The organism is Pseudoxanthomonas sp. J35 (assembly GCF_000513995.1).
In the GTDB taxonomy this organism is placed as follows: Bacteria; Pseudomonadota; Gammaproteobacteria; order Xanthomonadales; family Xanthomonadaceae; genus Pseudoxanthomonas.
The window spans coordinates 124290-138804 of sequence record NZ_AZVB01000009.1; the positions used below are offsets into that span (position 1 = coordinate 124290).

The 14515-nt window shown below is 72.5% G+C and carries 18 protein-coding genes; 6 read left to right on the forward strand and 12 right to left on the reverse strand.

What is annotated here, in order from left to right:
- Nucleotides 1–15 precede the first annotated feature (15 nt).
- The 5 genes from PSEJ35_RS15725 to PSEJ35_RS0107560 all read right to left on the reverse strand — a co-directional run bounded on the left by PSEJ35_RS15725 (nt 16) and on the right by PSEJ35_RS0107560 (nt 3764).
- Nucleotides 16–729 carry a DUF2242 domain-containing protein gene (locus PSEJ35_RS15725; protein ID WP_051412576.1) on the reverse strand — a complete coding sequence of 238 codons (714 nt, stop codon included), beginning with the start codon at nt 727–729 and terminating at the stop codon, nt 16–18.
- Nucleotides 730–848: 119 nt separating this feature from the next.
- On the reverse strand, nt 849–1661 hold the full coding sequence (locus tag PSEJ35_RS0107545) for an N-formylglutamate amidohydrolase (RefSeq protein ID WP_037082718.1): 813 nt from the start codon (nt 1659–1661) through the stop codon (nt 849–851).
- The gene (locus PSEJ35_RS0107550) at nt 1648–2217 is read right to left on the reverse strand and encodes an NUDIX hydrolase (protein ID WP_037082720.1); all 570 of its coding nucleotides are present in this window, start codon (nt 2215–2217) and stop codon (nt 1648–1650) included. Before PSEJ35_RS0107550 ends, PSEJ35_RS0107545 begins: the two co-directional genes overlap by 14 nt.
- 9 nt (nt 2218–2226) lie before the next feature.
- Nucleotides 2227–3192: a 5'-3' exonuclease H3TH domain-containing protein gene (locus tag PSEJ35_RS0107555; RefSeq protein ID WP_343122513.1), complete on the reverse strand. Its 966-nt coding sequence runs from the start codon at nt 3190–3192 to the stop codon at nt 2227–2229.
- Nucleotides 3189–3764 (reverse strand): nitroreductase, encoded by a 576-nt coding sequence (locus PSEJ35_RS0107560; RefSeq protein WP_028917256.1) that lies wholly within the window; start codon nt 3762–3764, stop codon nt 3189–3191. Before PSEJ35_RS0107560 ends, PSEJ35_RS0107555 begins: the two co-directional genes overlap by 4 nt.
- Before the next feature lie 323 nt (nt 3765–4087).
- Here PSEJ35_RS0107560 and PSEJ35_RS0107565 point away from each other — a divergent pair, with 323 nt between their 5' ends.
- Complete coding sequence (locus PSEJ35_RS0107565; protein ID WP_028917257.1) at nt 4088–6442, forward strand: DUF1631 domain-containing protein; 2355 nt, start codon at nt 4088–4090, stop codon at nt 6440–6442.
- Between the two features lie 204 nt (nt 6443–6646).
- On the forward strand, nt 6647–7777 hold the full coding sequence (locus PSEJ35_RS0107570; RefSeq protein ID WP_028917258.1) for an NAD(P) transhydrogenase subunit alpha: 1131 nt from the start codon (nt 6647–6649) through the stop codon (nt 7775–7777).
- 34 nt (nt 7778–7811) lie between these two features.
- On the opposite strand, the gene PSEJ35_RS0107575 is transcribed toward PSEJ35_RS0107570, so the two are convergent.
- From PSEJ35_RS0107575 to PSEJ35_RS0107585, 3 genes are read right to left on the reverse strand one after another with little or no spacing between them, the layout of a single operon-like run.
- Nucleotides 7812–8279 carry a DUF3106 domain-containing protein gene (locus tag PSEJ35_RS0107575; protein ID WP_028917259.1) on the reverse strand — a complete coding sequence of 156 codons (468 nt, stop codon included), beginning with the start codon at nt 8277–8279 and terminating at the stop codon, nt 7812–7814.
- Nucleotides 8280–8283: 4 nt separating this feature from the next.
- Nucleotides 8284–8667 carry a hypothetical protein gene (locus PSEJ35_RS0107580; protein ID WP_037060712.1) on the reverse strand — a complete coding sequence of 128 codons (384 nt, stop codon included), beginning with the start codon at nt 8665–8667 and terminating at the stop codon, nt 8284–8286.
- Entirely contained in the window at nt 8664–9227 is a 564-nt protein-coding gene (locus PSEJ35_RS0107585; RefSeq protein ID WP_232207600.1) for an RNA polymerase sigma factor, read from the reverse strand. Before PSEJ35_RS0107585 ends, PSEJ35_RS0107580 begins: the two co-directional genes overlap by 4 nt.
- A 199-nt stretch (nt 9228–9426) precedes the next feature.
- On the opposite strand from PSEJ35_RS0107585, the gene PSEJ35_RS0107590 reads away from it, so the two are divergent.
- The 3 genes from PSEJ35_RS0107590 to PSEJ35_RS0107600 are packed head-to-tail and all read left to right on the forward strand — an operon-like array spanning nt 9427 to nt 11644.
- A complete protein-coding gene (locus tag PSEJ35_RS0107590; RefSeq protein ID WP_028917262.1) occupies nt 9427–9735 on the forward strand; it encodes an NAD(P) transhydrogenase subunit alpha in 309 nt (102 codons plus the stop codon).
- On the forward strand, nt 9732–10223 hold the full coding sequence (locus PSEJ35_RS15730) for a hypothetical protein (protein ID WP_051412577.1): 492 nt from the start codon (nt 9732–9734) through the stop codon (nt 10221–10223). The genes PSEJ35_RS0107590 and PSEJ35_RS15730 overlap by 4 nt, the downstream gene beginning before the upstream one ends.
- Entirely contained in the window at nt 10220–11644 is a 1425-nt protein-coding gene (locus tag PSEJ35_RS0107600) for an NAD(P)(+) transhydrogenase (Re/Si-specific) subunit beta (protein ID WP_028917263.1), read from the forward strand. Before PSEJ35_RS15730 ends, PSEJ35_RS0107600 begins: the two co-directional genes overlap by 4 nt.
- Nucleotides 11645–11908: 264 nt before the next feature.
- Here the strand turns inward: PSEJ35_RS0107600 and PSEJ35_RS0107605 are convergent, their stop codons facing one another.
- From PSEJ35_RS0107605 to PSEJ35_RS0107615, 3 genes are all read right to left on the reverse strand, one after another.
- Nucleotides 11909–12142: a TonB-dependent receptor gene (locus PSEJ35_RS0107605; protein ID WP_028917264.1), complete on the reverse strand. Its 234-nt coding sequence runs from the start codon at nt 12140–12142 to the stop codon at nt 11909–11911.
- A 10-nt stretch (nt 12143–12152) separates the two neighbouring features.
- Entirely contained in the window at nt 12153–12512 is a 360-nt protein-coding gene (locus PSEJ35_RS0107610; protein ID WP_028917265.1) for a hypothetical protein, read from the reverse strand.
- A 182-nt stretch (nt 12513–12694) separates the two neighbouring features.
- The gene (locus PSEJ35_RS0107615; protein WP_232207601.1) at nt 12695–13063 is read right to left on the reverse strand and encodes a hypothetical protein; all 369 of its coding nucleotides are present in this window, start codon (nt 13061–13063) and stop codon (nt 12695–12697) included.
- Between the two features lie 205 nt (nt 13064–13268).
- Here PSEJ35_RS0107615 and sufT point away from each other — a divergent pair, with 205 nt between their 5' ends.
- Nucleotides 13269–13820, forward strand: coding sequence for a putative Fe-S cluster assembly protein SufT (gene sufT / locus PSEJ35_RS0107620; protein ID WP_028917267.1), 552 nt, complete (start codon nt 13269–13271; stop codon nt 13818–13820).
- 197 nt (nt 13821–14017) lie between these two features.
- On the opposite strand, the gene ybaK is transcribed toward sufT, so the two are convergent.
- The gene (gene ybaK / locus PSEJ35_RS0107625; protein ID WP_028917268.1) at nt 14018–14506 is read right to left on the reverse strand and encodes a Cys-tRNA(Pro) deacylase; all 489 of its coding nucleotides are present in this window, start codon (nt 14504–14506) and stop codon (nt 14018–14020) included.
- Nucleotides 14507–14515: the final 9 nt, after the last annotated feature.

Sequence of the window (14515 nt, forward strand, 5' to 3'; positions counted from 1 at the left end):
CCGCAGGTACCGCGCTCAGCCGCCGGACGGCGGCTGGGCGGGCTGGGTCGGCAGCGGATTGACCATCACCGGCGGCGGCTCCGGCAACGGTTCCTCGCGCGGCAGCTCGGCCGCCGGCTCCGGCGCCTGGTACTGCGGCACCGCGAACAGGCTCGGCTGCGCCTGCGTCGTGGCCGCCGGCTTGGCCGGGCGCTCGATCTCCTCCGGCAGGAAGCGTTCGAGCACGGCGAAGAAGCGCTTGTAGAAGTTCGGGTCCTGCAGGGTGGCGCTGGCCACCTTGACCAGCGAATCCTCGCTGGAGCCGATCGGCACCGACAGCGAACCCAGCGCGCTCACGCCGAGGCTGGCGTTGCTGTTGCTCTTGCGCAGCGCGTAGCGGTCCTGCACCGCGTTGACGAACACCACGGTCTGCTGCGCGCCGCGGTACTGCGGCATGCACACCGCGCGGAACTCGACCTGCTCGTGGCTCTCGTTCTGCTGGAAGTACTTGCGCGCCTCGACCACGTCGGCCTCGGCGCGGCCGACCACGAAGCCCTGGCTGAGCAGGGCGCGGCGCGCGGCCTCGCAGGCCTGCGCCGGCGAGTGGTCGAAACTGCGCGAGTAGGTGTTGGCCGAGTCGAATGCTTCGGTGGCGGGCGGTTCGGAGGACTTGGTCAGTCCGCCCATGGAGCAGCCGCCCAGCAGGGTGGCCAGCAGCAGCGGCAGGAGGAGCGGTCGCGGCGAGGGCATCGTGCGGTGTGCAGGCGTGAAGGAGGGGACAACCTCCCGAGTATGCCGGATCGCGGGGCAGGTGGACCTCCCCGGCTGGTACCGTTTACAGCGGCAACGGTCACGGATTCATTCACGGCTCAGCCTGCCGGGGCGGACGGCACCTGGCCGGCGACGAACGCCGCTTCCAGTCCGCGCAGCAGCCGGGCCAGGCGCTGCGCCCAGGCGACCTGGCCGGCGGCGTCGGCGATGAGGTCCTGGCGGATCTCCAGTTCCACATGCGGCAGGCCGCGGCGTTCGCCATGCACGGGGATGGCGTAGTCGCTGCTGTCGCTCACCGAGTACGGCTGGTTGTCGCCGACGACGAGGTCGCCCTCGGCCTGCAGCGCATCGCGCAGGGCGTGGGCCAGGCGCGTGTCGCGGTTGTAGAGCACGCCGCAGTGCCAGGGACGGGCCACGCCGCCCATGGCGGGGGTGAAGCTGTGCAGAGTCACCAGCAGGGTGGCGCGGCCCTGGTCGCGGCGCCGGTCCAGGGTCTCGCCGATGCGCGCGTGGTAGGGCAGGAAGATCTCCGCCAGGCGCGCCTGCCGGGCGTCGGCGTCGAGGCCATGGTTGCCGGGGACTTCGGTGCCGTCGCTGCGCTCGACGATCAGGGTCGGCGAATCGAGCGGCCGGTTGCAGTCGACCACCAGCCGCGAATACGCCTGCACGATGGTCCAGGCGTCCAGCAGCGCCGCCAGCTCGCGGGCGACGCCGGCGATGCCGATGTCCCAGCCGATGTGGCGGTCGATCTCGCCCGGCGGCAGGCCCAAGTCGCCGAGCGCGCGTGGGATCGCCTGGCCGGCGTGGTCGGCGGTGAACAGCCACGGCGAGGCGCCGTCCGGCCGCAGCACCTCGAACGGCGGCGGATCGCCGGGCTGCAGCAGGCGCACGGGGGCGCTATCGGGGCTCACGCGGCGTGCCGTCCAGGTTGTGGTCGATCATCCACAGGCCGGCCCAGAGCTTGGCGTCCAGCTCGTAGCCTTCGCGCAGCTTGCCCGCCAGCCAGGCCGCGGCCTGGGTGCGCGGGACCTCGTGCACGGTGATGTCCTCGCTGCCGTCGCCGCCGCCGGCGCCGACCTTGCGCAGGCCGGTGGCGCGGACGAAGGCGATCTTCTCGCTGCTGGCGCCGGAGGAGGTCGGGCCGGTCATCAGTACTTCGGCGCGCTCGGCGGTCCAGCCGGTCTCTTCCTCGAGCTCCCGGATCGCCGACTGCTCGATCGACTCGCCGGCATGGATGTCGCCGACCAGGCCGGCCGGCATCTCGATCGTGCGCGCCTGCAGCGGCACTCGGAACTGCTCGACGAACAGCACCCGGTCCTCCGGGGTGACCGCGATGATGATCGCGGCCAGGCCGCCGGGGTGGGTGCGCTCGGAATATTCCCAGGTGCCGCGCACGACCATGCGCTGCCAGCGCCCTTCGTAGACCACGCGGGGGGTGTTGTCGGGGGAACGGGAATCGTCGGCCATGCGCCAATGCTAAGCGGGAAGGGGAACCGGTGGCGCCTCGCCGGCGCCGCTGTCCAGGCCGGCCGCGGTGCGCAGGCGGCGCCGGGTCATCGGGCCGAAGCGCAGGGTATCGGCCAGCGCCTCGAGCATCTCCGGATCGGCCTCGGCGCGGGTCGCGGCCGGGCCGTCGTAGGGCAGCGGCACGTCGCAGGCGATGGTGGTCAGCTGCCGCCACAGCAGTGCGTGCTCGCGCTGCTCGCGCAGGCGCGCGGCGACCTGGGCGGCGCCGCGCAGGCGCAGGAAGGCGACCTCGTCGACCTGCTCCAGCAGCGCGTCGAGGCTGCCGAAGTGGGCCAGCAGCACCGCCGCGGTCTTGGCGCCGACACCGCCGATGCCGGGGATATTGTCGACCGCGTCGCCGGTCAGGGCCAGGTAGTCGGCGATCTGGTGCGCGTGGACGCCGTGGCGCGCCTTGACCCCGGCCGCGCCCCAGCGCTGGCCGCGGGCGAAGTCCCACTGCTCGTCGTGCTCGCCCAGCAGCTGCGACAGGTCCTTGTCGGCGGAGACGATGATCCCGCGGTAGCCGGCCGGGCGGGCGCGGTGCAGCGCGCTGCCGATCAGGTCGTCGGCCTCGTAGTCGTGGTCGGCGAGCACGGCCAGGCCGAGCGCGGCGCACAGCGCCTTGCAGTGGGCGAACTGGCGGCGCAGTTCCTCCGGGGCCGGATCGCGGTTGGCCTTGTAGGCCGGATAGAGGCGGTTGCGGAAACAGCTGTCCAGCGCCTCGTCGAAGGCGATGGCGATGTGGCGCGGACGTTCGCGCTCGAGCAGTTCCAGCAGGAAGCGCGCGAAGCCGTGCACGGCGTTGGTCGGCCAGCCGTGGGCGTCGCGGAACTCGTCCGGCATCGAATGCCAGGCGCGGAACACGTACAGGCTGGCGTCGACCAGGTGCAGCGGCGCGCGAGTCGCGCCCGGCGCCGGCGTGCCCTCCGGGTTCACGGCGTCCAGTCCGTCAGCAGGGCGCGCGGATCGGGGCGGTCGCGCTCGGGCACGTCCACGCTGGCGGTGCCGATGTGGACGAAGCCAGCGATCCGCTCGCCTTCGCCCAGGCCGAGGACCTTCGCCACCTCCGGGTCGTAGGCCATCCACGCGGTCAGCCACTGCGCGCCGAAGCCCAGCGCCTGCGCGGCCTGCAGCAGGGCGAAGCAGACGCAGCCGGCGGTCAGCAGCTGCTCCTGCTCTGGCACCTTGTGCCCGGCCTGGATCCGCGCGACCACGGCGATGATCATCGGCGCGTGCGAGAAGCGGCTGCGGTCCTTCTCGACCAGCGCCGGCGGCGCCTCGGGGTTGCGTTGCAGCGCCCGCGCGGCGAGGAACTCGCCCAGCGCATGGCGGGCATCGCCGGTGATGCGCACGAACCGGAACGGGACCAGCTTGCCGTGGTCGGGCACGCGCACGGCCGACTGCAGCATGCGCAGCAGGGTGGCGTCGTCGGGTCCGGGTTCGCCCAGTTCCAGCGAGGGAACCGAGCGGCGCGCGTCGAGCAGTTGCAGCGCGGGAGGGGTATGCATTGCGTGTGAAGGCTCCGCTCCGGCCTACGGCCGGCAGGCGGCAATTATAGGCGGGCGCGCGCCTGTCCCCCGGGACAGCGCGCGCAGCCATCGCTCCGGCGGCGATCGACGAGGCGCGGCGAAGCGTCTTCACGCCTGCGTGAAACGCCGGATGCGTGCATCCGCTGCGCGCGTGCATAGGGGTAAACCCCGATTGTCATCGCACCATGAATATGAATTGCTGACTGGGTCACGGTTGCGGATGCGCGCTGCCCTTACGATGCCATGGCGGCACAAGGGGAGCCGTATCCGACCGACGCCCTGGCCAGCGCGGAGCTGTTCGCATGTCCCCCGCCCAGCAAGACCCCCTCGACCACCCCGCCCGCGACGCGAGGCTGCTCGCCCTGGTGCGCGACGCCTTCCTGCCGCCGCTGGGCGATGCCTTTGCCGCATCGGTGGCCCGCTACGACGACGTCCTGTTCGACCGCGCCGAGCGCGCCGGCGGTTCGCAGCTGCTGTTCCTGGACGGCATGCGCGAACTGCGCCGCCGCCGCGAGGAGATCGTCGCCCGCTTCCGCGCCCAGCTCGGCCGGGCCTGGCAGGCGCTGGAGTCCGGCGAGTCGCCCTCCGCGGAAGCGGCCCTGGCCAGCCAGTCGACCGGGCTGAGCCTGGTCGCCGAACACGAACTCGAATCGCGCCTGGCCGTGCGCAACCTGGCCAGCGTGATGCTGCGCGACTGCAAGGCCGTGCTGTCGCGGCTGGACCGCCGCCTGGGCTGGATCGCCGGCGCGCTGCAGCTGGACGCCGACCGCAACCCGATCGGTCCCGAACACATCGGCGTGGCCGTGCACGAGGCCTTCGCCACCTGCGACCTGGCGCCGGAAGTGCGCCTGGTCCTGATCAAGCTGTGCGAGCGCGACCTGTCGCCGGCGGTGGCCAAGCTCTACGAGGGCCTGGACCAGCGCCTGGTACGCGAGGGCGTGCTGCCCGGCGCGCCGGCCGGTCCGCGCCAGGCGCCGCCGCCGCGCCCGGAACGCATGGCCGAAAGCGCGGCTGCGGCCGCGGCCGGCGGTTACGCGGGCAGCTACGGCGGCGGCTGGGAAGAGCCGGCCGGCGGCGGGGAGGACTATTCCCCGGCCTGGGCGGCGCGCTTCATGCAGCGCTGGCAGGACACCCGCGGGGCGATGCAGCACGGCCTGGACGGCGGTGCCGGCGGAGCGGCGGCGCCGGGCGGCGCGGGCGCGCTGCTGGACGCCCTGCACCAGCTGCTGCAGCAGAGCCGCGGTGCGCGCGGCGACGCGGCGCAGGGTGCCGGCGGTGCCCCGGGTGGACAGGCAGACCAGCGTCCGCTGAGCCACCGCGAGATGCTCTCGGTGCTGTCGCTGCTGCAGGCCACGCCCAGCCCGACCCTCAGCGCGGCGATCACCGACGACCAGGAGTCGCTGTCGCAGCGGCTCAAGAGCGAGGTGCTGGCCAACGCGCGCCAGCTGGGCGTCGACCCGTCCAGTACCCGCCTGGACCCGAAGGACGAGGACGCGATCGACTTGGTCGGCATGCTGTTCGACGTGCTGCTGGACGAGCGCGACCTGGCCGGTCGCCCGCGCGAGCTGATCGGCCGCCTGGTGGTGCCGTTCGTGAAGGTGGCGCTGCTGGACCGGCGCATGTTCGTGCAGAAGACCCATCCGGCGCGGCGCCTGCTCAACGCGCTGGCCGAGGCCTGCGAGGGCAACCAGGGCGAAAGCGCCGCCGAGCGCTCGCTGCTGGCCAAGGTCGAGGAGATCATCGAGCGGCTGGTGACCGAGTTCAACGAGAACCTGGCCATCTTCATGACGCTGGAGGAGGAGTTCCGCGATTTCCTCGAGCAGCACCGCCGCCGCGTCGAAGTCACCGAGCGCCGCGCCGCCGAGATCCAGCGCGGCCAGGAGCGGCTGGAGATGGCCCGCCGCCGCGCCGAGTTCGAGGTCGCCAGCCGGCTGGAGGAACGCGCGCTGCCGCAGGCGGTGGCCGAGTTCCTGCGCAATCCGTGGCAACACCATATCACCCTGGCGCTGCTGCGCGAGGGCGAGGTCGGCGACACCTTCACCGAGGCGCTGGAACTGGCCGACGGCATCCTCGAGGAGGTCGACGAGGCGCAGCGCCACATCGTCGGCAAGCCGTGGCTGCAGAACTGGCAGCCCGGCCTGCGCCGGGTCTTCGCCAGCGTCGGCCTGCATGGCGACGCCGCCGATGCGGCGATCGGCGCCCTGCACGACACGCTGCAGGCGGTGGCTGACGCGCGTCCGGAACTGGAAAAGCCGCTGCCGGAACTGCCGGAAGTGGCCCTGCCGCAGGCCGCACCGGTCGAGCGCAACCCGGTCGAGCTGGTCGCCGGCACCGATACGCTGGACTTCGACCACGCCGATGCCGAGCGCATCCGCGCGCTGCCGATCGGCACCTGGCTGGACTTCATCGACAAGGACGGCCGCGTGCAACCCGGCAAGCTGACCTGGGTCAGCCCGATCTCCTCGCGCCTGCTGTTCGTCAACCGGCGCGGCGTGCGCTTCTGCGTGGCCTCGCCCGAGGAACTGGCGGTGATGGTGCGGATGGGCCGCCTGCGCATGCACGTGGCCGACGACGGCGACGCCTTCGACAACGCCATGCAGGGCGTGATCGAGCGCCTGGACGCCGTCGCTCCGCAGCAGTCGGCGACGCTGCACTGAGCCGTCGGGCGACGCCACGCCGCCCGGCATTCCACTGGCGTACTTCCCGCTGGCCGTGCCGGCCAGGGTGGGCTGCGCGCCGTGCCCGCTGCCACGCCGGGCCGCCGTATTCCTGTCCGCGCCGACCCCGGCGCCGGCCGGTCCCCGGGCCTCGGCCGCCATTTGCTAGCATCGCGGCTCGGCTGACTTGCAGGCGAGGGGCGCATGGCGGTGGATGTGCTGGTGCTGAAGGAGACCGCGGCGGGCGAGAAGCGCGTGGCGGCCACGCAGGAAACGGTGAAGAAGCTGGTCGCCGCCGGGGCCCGGGTGCGGGTCGAGCCCGGTGCCGGGCTGGGCGCGGGCATCACCGACCAGGCCTACCTCGATGCAGGCGCGCAACTGGCCGCGGCCGATGCGCGCGCGACTGCCGACGTGGTGCTGTGCGTGCAGGCGCCGCCGGCCGATGCGATCGCGGGCCTGCGCGAAGGCGCGGTGCTGGTGGGCGTGCTGCATCCGCAGGCCGACGCCGCCCGCGCGCAGGCGTTGCAGGCGCGCGGCATCCGCGCCTTCCCGCTGGAGCGGCTGCCGCGCACCACCCGCGCGCAGGCGATGGACGTGCTGAGCTCGCAGGCCAGCATGGCCGGCTACAAGGCGGTGCTGATCGCCGCGCAGCTGGCGCCGCGCTTCTTCCCGATGCTGACCACCGCCGCCGGCACGATCCGGCCCTCGAAGGTGCTCATCGTCGGCGCCGGCGTGGCCGGCCTGCAGGCCATCGCCACCGCGCGCCGGCTCGGCGCGCAGGTGGAGGGCTTCGACGTGCGCCCGGAAACGCGCGAGCAGATCGAATCGCTGGGCGGCAAGTTCCTCGACCTGGGGGTGAGCGCGGCGGGCGAGGGCGGTTATGCGCGCGCGCTGACCGACGAGGAGCGCGCGCTGCAGCAGCAGCGCCTGGCCGACCACCTCAAGGGCATCGACGTGGTGGTCTGCACCGCGGCGGTGCCGGGGCGCCCGGCGCCGAAGATCGTCAGCGCGGCGATGGTGGCCGGGATGAAGCCCGGCAGCGTGATCGTCGACCTGGCCGCCGAGACCGGCGGCAACTGCGAGGCCACCCGCCCGGGCGAGACCATCGAGGTGGGCGGCGTCACCGTGGCCGGCCCGCTCAACCTGCCCAGCATGGGCGCGGTGCACGCCAGCGAGATGTACGCGCGCAACGTCTACAACTTCGTCGCGCTGTTCCTGAAGGGCGGCGGGCTGGCGTTCGACTGGAACGACGAGCTGCTGGCGAAGACGGCGTGGCCGGAACCGCCGCCGGCGGCCGCCGCGCAAGCGCCGGCCGGAGCGGACGCGGCCGGCTGACGGCGCGCGCCCGCTCCCCGCGGGCGCGACCGGCTCAGTCCTTCTTCGCCGGCGCCGGGTGCTCGCGCAGCCACTGCTGGCGCTGTTCCGGGGTCATCTTCGACCAGCGTTCGCGGAAGGCCTGGCGCTGCTCCGCCGGCAGGTCGCGGGTGTAGTGGAAGATCGCGCGCGCCTGCTCGCGCTGCGCCGGGCTCATGTCCTCGAAGCGGCGCATGCCGCGGCGGGCGCGTTCGCGTTCCTCGGGCGGCAGGGTCTTCCAGCGCTGCGCGTGCTCGTACATCCGCACCCGTTCCTGCGGCGAGGAATTCCAGCGTTCGCGCAGCGGCGCGATCAGCAGCTCGCGCTGCTCCGGGTTGAGCTGTTCCCATGCCGGCAGCTCGGCGCCGCGGACCTTGGCGGCGGCCGGCTTGGGCGCGGCGGGGGTGGCCGGCGCGGAGATGGCCGCCACCGGCAGGAGCAGGGCCAGCGCCAGCAGGCCGGGGAGGAGGCGTCGGGATTGCATGGTCTTACTCCATTGCCAGGGCCGTGGCGTCGACCGAGTCCAGCCACAGGTAGAAACCGGGGTCGTTCTCCAGCGCCACGGCCGGGTCGGTTGCGGGGGCGAGGAAGTCGGCCGGTACCTCGCCTCCGTCGGCGTAGCTGGCCGGCGCGTCGGGCGCGGGCGCGCCGGGGCGCAGCATCACCGCGACGGCGAGCGTCGCCGCCACCGCGCCGCCGGCCAGCCACGAGGCCAGCAGGGGGCGGCGGCGGGGCGGGGCCGAGGTCGCGGCATGGCGCGCCTGGCGCAGGCGCGCCAGGGTGGCCGGCGAGACATTCGCCAGGGCGGCCTGGTGCAGCTGCCGGGCATGGCGGTCGATGGAATCGCCGGACGATTCGGTTGCGGTCGTCATCGGACGTCCTCCAGTTGCGATTGCAGGGCCTGCCGCGCGCGCGACAGGTGGGTCTTGACCGAGCCTTCCGAGCAGCCCATCACCCTGGCGGTGGTGGCCACGTCCAGCTCCTCGAGCACGCGCAGGGTGAAGGCCTCGCGCTGCCGCGCCGGCAGGGCACGCAGCGCCTCCACCAGCCGCGCGTAGGTCTCGCGCTGCTCGTGCGCCTGGGCCGGGCCGGCGCCCGGGGCGGCCCAGTCGATGCCCTCGTCCTCGCCCACCGGCATCTCCCCGGCCGGGCGCAGCCAGCGCAGGCGGAAGCCGGCGCGGCGCTGCAGGTCGATGATCCGCCGGCGCAGGATGCTCCAGAACAGCGGCGTCCATTCGCCGGCCGGACGCTCGCGATAGGCGAGCATCTTCATCATCGCGTCCTGCACCGCGTCGAGGGCATCGTCGCGGTTGCGCAGTCCGGCCTCGGCGAAGCGGAACGCGCGCGGGCCCACCTCGGCCAGGAACGCATCCAGCGACGCCCAGGTGGGCGTGGCCTGCGTTTCCCAGCCGGGGTCGAGGGGCGTCGTCACCAGCACAGCTTAGCCCTGCCGGCGGGGGCGCCGTGCCACCGGGGCGGGAAGCCTCGTGCCTGGCCGTGCTGCGTCATGGGAACTCCGCTCGGGTCGCCTGCAGCAGGAAACGCTCGGGGGCGCCGCCGGTTGACCGGCTGTGCGCTGTTCATCCTGCGGTTATCATCCGGAGCGGGCGCCCTGCCCGGGAGAGTGGCGGATGAACGACGGTTTCGTTGCGCTGTACATCTTCATGCTGGCGGCCATCGCCGGCCACGTGATCATCTCGCGGGTGCCGGTGATCCTGCACACGCCGCTGATGTCGGGGTCCAACTTCATCCACGGCATCGTCCTGATCGGTGCGATGGTGGTGCTGGGCCATGCGGATACCCCCCTGGAGAAGGCGATCGGCTTCGTCGCCGTGGTCCTGGGCGCGGGCAATGCCGCCGGTGGCTACGTGGTCACCGAGCGCATGCTGGAGATGTTCAAGAGCAGCAGGAAGCCGTCCACCGGCGAAGGTGGCAAGTGAGCGCCCATGGCGCGGCGCACGGCCGTTCCGGGGCGCGCCGGCTGTTCCAGGCGGCGAGCTACCTGCAGTACCCGTTCATGCTGCTGGCACTGTTCTACGTGATGCGCCCGTACTTCACCGGCTTCGCCTCGATCTTCGCCGACTTCAACCTTGCCCTGCTGCATGCCGGCGTCGGCATCGGCTTCTCCTCGCTGCAGGACCCCACCACCACCCAGAACGAGGTCTCGCGCAAGGTCTGGGAAGACCCGCGCAAGGGCGGCCTGGCGATCGGGGTCATCGTCGGCGCCGTGGCGCTGGCCCTGGGCAGCGGCCTGGCCGGGCTGTACCTGGGCGGCGCGCGCTGGTCGCAGCTGGCGATGGGCCTGGTGGGACTGGGCCTGGGCCTGTTCGCCCTGCTCAAGACGGCGATCGAGATGTTCGAACACCATCGACTGGACCGTAACCCGTCGCGCGCGGGGCACACGGGCAACGAAGGGGACGAGGCATGAGTGGCGGCGAATTCGGTATCCGTACCTGGCTGGTCGGCGCCAGCTACCTGGTGGCGGCCACGCTGTTCCTGCTGGGCCTGCAGCGCATGGCCTCGCCGGCCACGGCGCGCAGCGGCATCCACTGGGCCGGCGTGGGCATGCTGCTGGCCACCGCGGCGACCTTCCTGCTGCCGGGCCTGCACAACCTGCCGCTGATCGTGGTGGCGCTGGTGATCGGCACGGTGGCCGCGTGGATCTCCGGCAAGAAGGTGGCGATCACCGATATGCCGCAGATGGTCGCGCTGTACAACGGCATGGGCGGCGGTTCGGCCGCGGCCATCGGCGCGGTGGAGCTGCTGCGCTTCTCGGCGCTGGCGCGGGGTGGCGAAGTCGCCGTCGCGGGACCGGGCGTGGTGGTGCTGACCCTGGCGGTACTCGGCTCGGCGATCGGCGCGGTGTCGCTGTCCGGTTCGATCATCGCCTGGGCCAAGCTCGACGGCCGCCTCGACAAGCGGGTGGTGTTTCCCGGGCAGCAGGCGCTCAACCTGCTGGTCGCGGTGGCGATGGTGGTGCTGGGCGTGCTCGCCGCCACCACGTTGCAGCCGTGGGCGATCGTCGCCTTCTTCCTGGTCGCGCTGCTGCTGGGCGTGCTGATGACCCTGCCGATCGGCGGCGCCGACATGCCGGTGGTGATCTCGCTGTACAACGCCTTCACCGGCCTGGCGGTGTCGTTCGAGGGCTACGTGCTCGGCAACGAGGCGCTGATCATCGCCGGCATGATGGTCGGCGCGGCCGGCATCCTGCTGACCCGGCTGATGGCCAAGGCGATGAACCGGCCGATCTCCGGCGTGCTGTTCGGCAGCTTCGGCGGCGGCGGGCAGGCGCAGGAGATCAGCGGCTCGCAGAAGCCGATCGAGGCCGGCGACGTGGCGGCGATGATGGCCTACGCCGAGCGCGTGGTGATCGTGCCCGGCTACGGCCTGGCCGTGGCCCAGGCCCAGCACAAGATCTGGGAGCTGGCGCAGCGCCTGATCGACCGTGGGGTCAAGGTGAAGTTCGCGATCCATCCGGTGGCCGGGCGCATGCCTGGCCACATGAACGTGCTGCTGGCCGAGGCCGGCGTGCCCTACGACCTGATCGCGGACATGGACGACATCAACCCGGAGTTCCCGACCACCGACGTGTCGCTGGTGATCGGCGCCAACGACGTGGTCAACCCGGTGGCCAGGACCGACCCGGCCAGCCCGATCTACGGCATGCCGATCCTGGACGTGGTCGAGTCGAAGAACGTGGTGGTGATCAAGCGCGGGAAGGGCACCGGCTTCGCCGGCATCGAGAATGCGCTGTTCTACGCCGACAACACCCGCATGCTCTACGGCGACGGCGCGGAAATGGCCAGCGCGCTGGTCAGCGAACTGAAGGCGCTGGACGGCGGGCACTGAGTCCGGTCCCGATGAAAAGGCCCGGGCAGATGCCCGGGCCGGGTCCGCGAGGCGACGGTCGCATGCATGCGCATGGGCCGGGCGCACCCGCCTGGGAGGGGAAGGTCGCGGCCCCGTCCAGCATCGCCGGTCCACGCCGCATCCGGTGTGCCGGCTGGCATCAGCCGCATGTACGCAGGTTGCGATCCGGCAGCCACGCCACGTGCATGTGACCGGACCAGCCACGGCACCAGGTGGTGCCGTGGCTTCCCTGCTTCGGCCGGCTCAGAAGCGCTGCTGGTACTTCATGTACACGAAGCGGCCGATGTCGAACTGGCCGGAGTAGGACACGCTGGAGCTGGGCTGGCTGTACAGCACCGGGCCGACGTGGTCGAACGCGTTCTTGGCGCCGACCGCCACGGTGCCCCGCCATGGCGTGTTCCAGCGCAGCTCCAGGTCGTGGAAGGTGTCGGCGCCGACCCGCCGGATCGCGCGGGTCTGCGCCGGGTTGGCGGCCACGTAGTCCGGGTCAGAGCATTCCTCCGGGAACAGCGCCGCCGAGAGGCAGGTTTCCTTCTGCGAGGAGTAGTAGCGCGCCCCAGGTCGCGCCCCACGGCCCGTGCTCCCAGCTGAGGCTGGCGTTGGAGCGGACGCGGAAGGTGCCGACGAAACCGGGCGAGGTCGCCCAGCCGACCAGCTGCTGCGGCAGCGTGTCGGGGCTGGTGTCGGTCTTGATTTCGTCGCGGACGGTGTAGGTGCTTTGCCACATCAGGGCGAAACGGCCGAAGTCCGTGTCCATCCGGTAGCTGAGGTCGAAGTCGAAGCCCTCGGCCTGGGGGCGCGGGCACGACGCCGCCGACGGCGACGCGCTGATCGCCCATGCCCGCACCCGTGGGCTGGCGCTGTATCCGATCGCGCCGTACTACCTCGAGCCGCCCGACCGCGCCGGCCTGCTGCTGGGCTTCGCCAGCCTCGGCACTGCCGAGATCCGCGAGGCAGTGGCGCTGTTCGCGCGCTGCCTGGACGACATGGAGGGAAGGTCCGCCACGCCGGCGGCGTGACCCGTGGAACTCAGCGTCCCGCGCGCCACGCCAGCAGCGGCGCGGCGGCCAGGCACAGCAGGTCCAGGCCGGTGTTGGCCATCCGCGACAGGAACCAGACGTGCCAGGCGCCCATCTTCGGCGCCGCTTCCCATGGCGCCAGGCCCATCTGCCCGCCGATGTGGCCGGCGGCGACGAACCACTGCACCGCCACGACCATCGCCACGGTGGCCAGGGCCGCCAGCAGGCGCCGCGGCCAGCCGGCCGCCATCCCGCCCAGGCGCAGCATCCACGCCGCTTCCAGCCCCGCCAGCAGCGCCACCCAGCCGTGCTGGCGGTCGGTGGCCAGGGCCAGCGACGTCCACGCCACGACCATGGTCACCGTCCCCAGCACGAGCATGAACGGCCACAGCCAGCGCGCGGGCGGCGGGTGGGCGGATGGCCGGGGAGATGGTGCGGGCGACATCGACGGGGGGTCCGGTAAGAGGCCGTCAAGGATACGCGCAGGCCGCGTGAGGCGGGGCATCGGCTAGAATTGACGGCCTCCCCCCACGCCGGCCAGGGCCTGCCTTGCAGGTGCGAGCCTGCAGCCCCATATCGGTCCCATGTACTCCCGCAGCAGCGAACCCGTCCGTTTCGAGCGCGACTGCGCCGCCGTCATGGTGCCGCAGGGCGAAGCCGTGACCCTGCCCGCCGGCAGCGTCGGCTACATCACCCAGGGCCTCGGCGGCAGCTACACCGTCTTCGTCGAAGGCAACCTGTTCCGGATCGCCGGCAAGGACGCGGACGCGATCGGGAAGGAGCCCGAGCCCGAGCTGGAACTGCCTGCCGACGCCGGCGACGAGGAAGTCGAGGCGATGGTCTGGCGCCAGCTGCGCACCTGCTTCGACCCGGAAATCCCGTTCAACATCGTCGACCTGGGCCTGGTCTACGAGGCCAACCTGCGCCACCGCGACGACGGCACCCGCGCGATCGACGTGAAGATGACCCTGACCGCGCCCGGCTGCGGCATGGGCGAGATCCTGGTCGACGACGTGCGCAGCAAGCTGGAGCAGATCCCGACCATCAGCGAGGCCGACGTCGAGCTGGTCTTCGACCCGCCGTGGGGCCGGCACATGATGTCCGAGGCCGCGCGCCTGGAAACCGGGATGTTCTGATCGCGCCAGCGATCGGAGCAGCGGCGTTGCCGCGGAGGCGACCGCCCCCCGTAGAGTCGGGCTTGCCCGACTCCCCCGCATGATGTCGCCATTCCCCCCGAGAAAAGCAGCGGGGCAAGCCCCGCTCTACAAAGGCGCCGGCGAGGCTGCAAGGCGGCTGGCGCGCGCAACGTCGCCAGCGCCCCCGTCCATTCCGGTTACGCCCGGCTGATCGGCGCCACCTGCGCCCGCAGCACGCGCACCGCGTCCGCCGGCGCCAGTTCCAGCAGCAGGCCGCGCTGGCCGGCGTTGATGTAGACGCTGGCTTCGGCCGTCGCGTCCTGCTCGAACCACACCGGCGCCGGTCGCTGCTGCCCGAACGGACTGATGCCGCCGACCTTGTAGCCCGTGCGGCGCTCGGCCTCGGGCACTTCCATCATCCGCGCCGCCTTGCCGCCGGCCGCCGCGGCCAACGCCTTCGGCTGCAGCTGGCGGTCGCTGGGCAGGACCACGCATACCGCGCGCGAATCCACCCACGCCATCAGCGTCTTCAGCACCCGCGAGGGTGGCACGCCCAGCGCCGCGGCCGCCTGCAGGCCCTTGCCGCCCGCGCTGGCCTGGGCGTCGGCGTGGTAGTCGTACGGGTGCAACCGGTAGGCGATCCCGGCCGCATCGAGCGCGCGCGTGGCCCGGGTCGCCATCGACATGGGCCTGGC

Coding starts and splice junctions, on each gene's coding strand:
- PSEJ35_RS15725 (WP_051412576.1), bottom strand. CDS start 729: ATGCCCTCGCCGCGACCGCTCCTCCTGCCGCTGCTGCTGGCCACCCTG.
- PSEJ35_RS0107550 (WP_037082720.1), bottom strand. CDS start 2,217: ATGGCCGACGATTCCCGTTCCCCCGACAACACCCCCCGCGTGGTCTAC.
- PSEJ35_RS0107560 (WP_028917256.1), bottom strand. CDS start 3,764: ATGCATACCCCTCCCGCGCTGCAACTGCTCGACGCGCGCCGCTCGGTT.
- PSEJ35_RS0107565 (WP_028917257.1), top strand. CDS start 4,088: ATGTCCCCCGCCCAGCAAGACCCCCTCGACCACCCCGCCCGCGACGCG.
- PSEJ35_RS0107570 (WP_028917258.1), top strand. CDS start 6,647: ATGGCGGTGGATGTGCTGGTGCTGAAGGAGACCGCGGCGGGCGAGAAG.
- PSEJ35_RS0107575 (WP_028917259.1), bottom strand. CDS start 8,279: ATGCAATCCCGACGCCTCCTCCCCGGCCTGCTGGCGCTGGCCCTGCTC.
- PSEJ35_RS0107580 (WP_037060712.1), bottom strand. CDS start 8,667: ATGACGACCGCAACCGAATCGTCCGGCGATTCCATCGACCGCCATGCC.
- PSEJ35_RS0107590 (WP_028917262.1), top strand. CDS start 9,427: ATGAACGACGGTTTCGTTGCGCTGTACATCTTCATGCTGGCGGCCATC.
- PSEJ35_RS0107600 (WP_028917263.1), top strand. CDS start 10,220: ATGAGTGGCGGCGAATTCGGTATCCGTACCTGGCTGGTCGGCGCCAGC.
- PSEJ35_RS0107615 (WP_232207601.1), bottom strand. CDS start 13,063: ATGCTCGTGCTGGGGACGGTGACCATGGTCGTGGCGTGGACGTCGCTG.
- sufT (WP_028917267.1), top strand. CDS start 13,269: ATGTACTCCCGCAGCAGCGAACCCGTCCGTTTCGAGCGCGACTGCGCC.
- ybaK (WP_028917268.1), bottom strand. CDS start 14,506: ATGTCGATGGCGACCCGGGCCACGCGCGCGCTCGATGCGGCCGGGATC.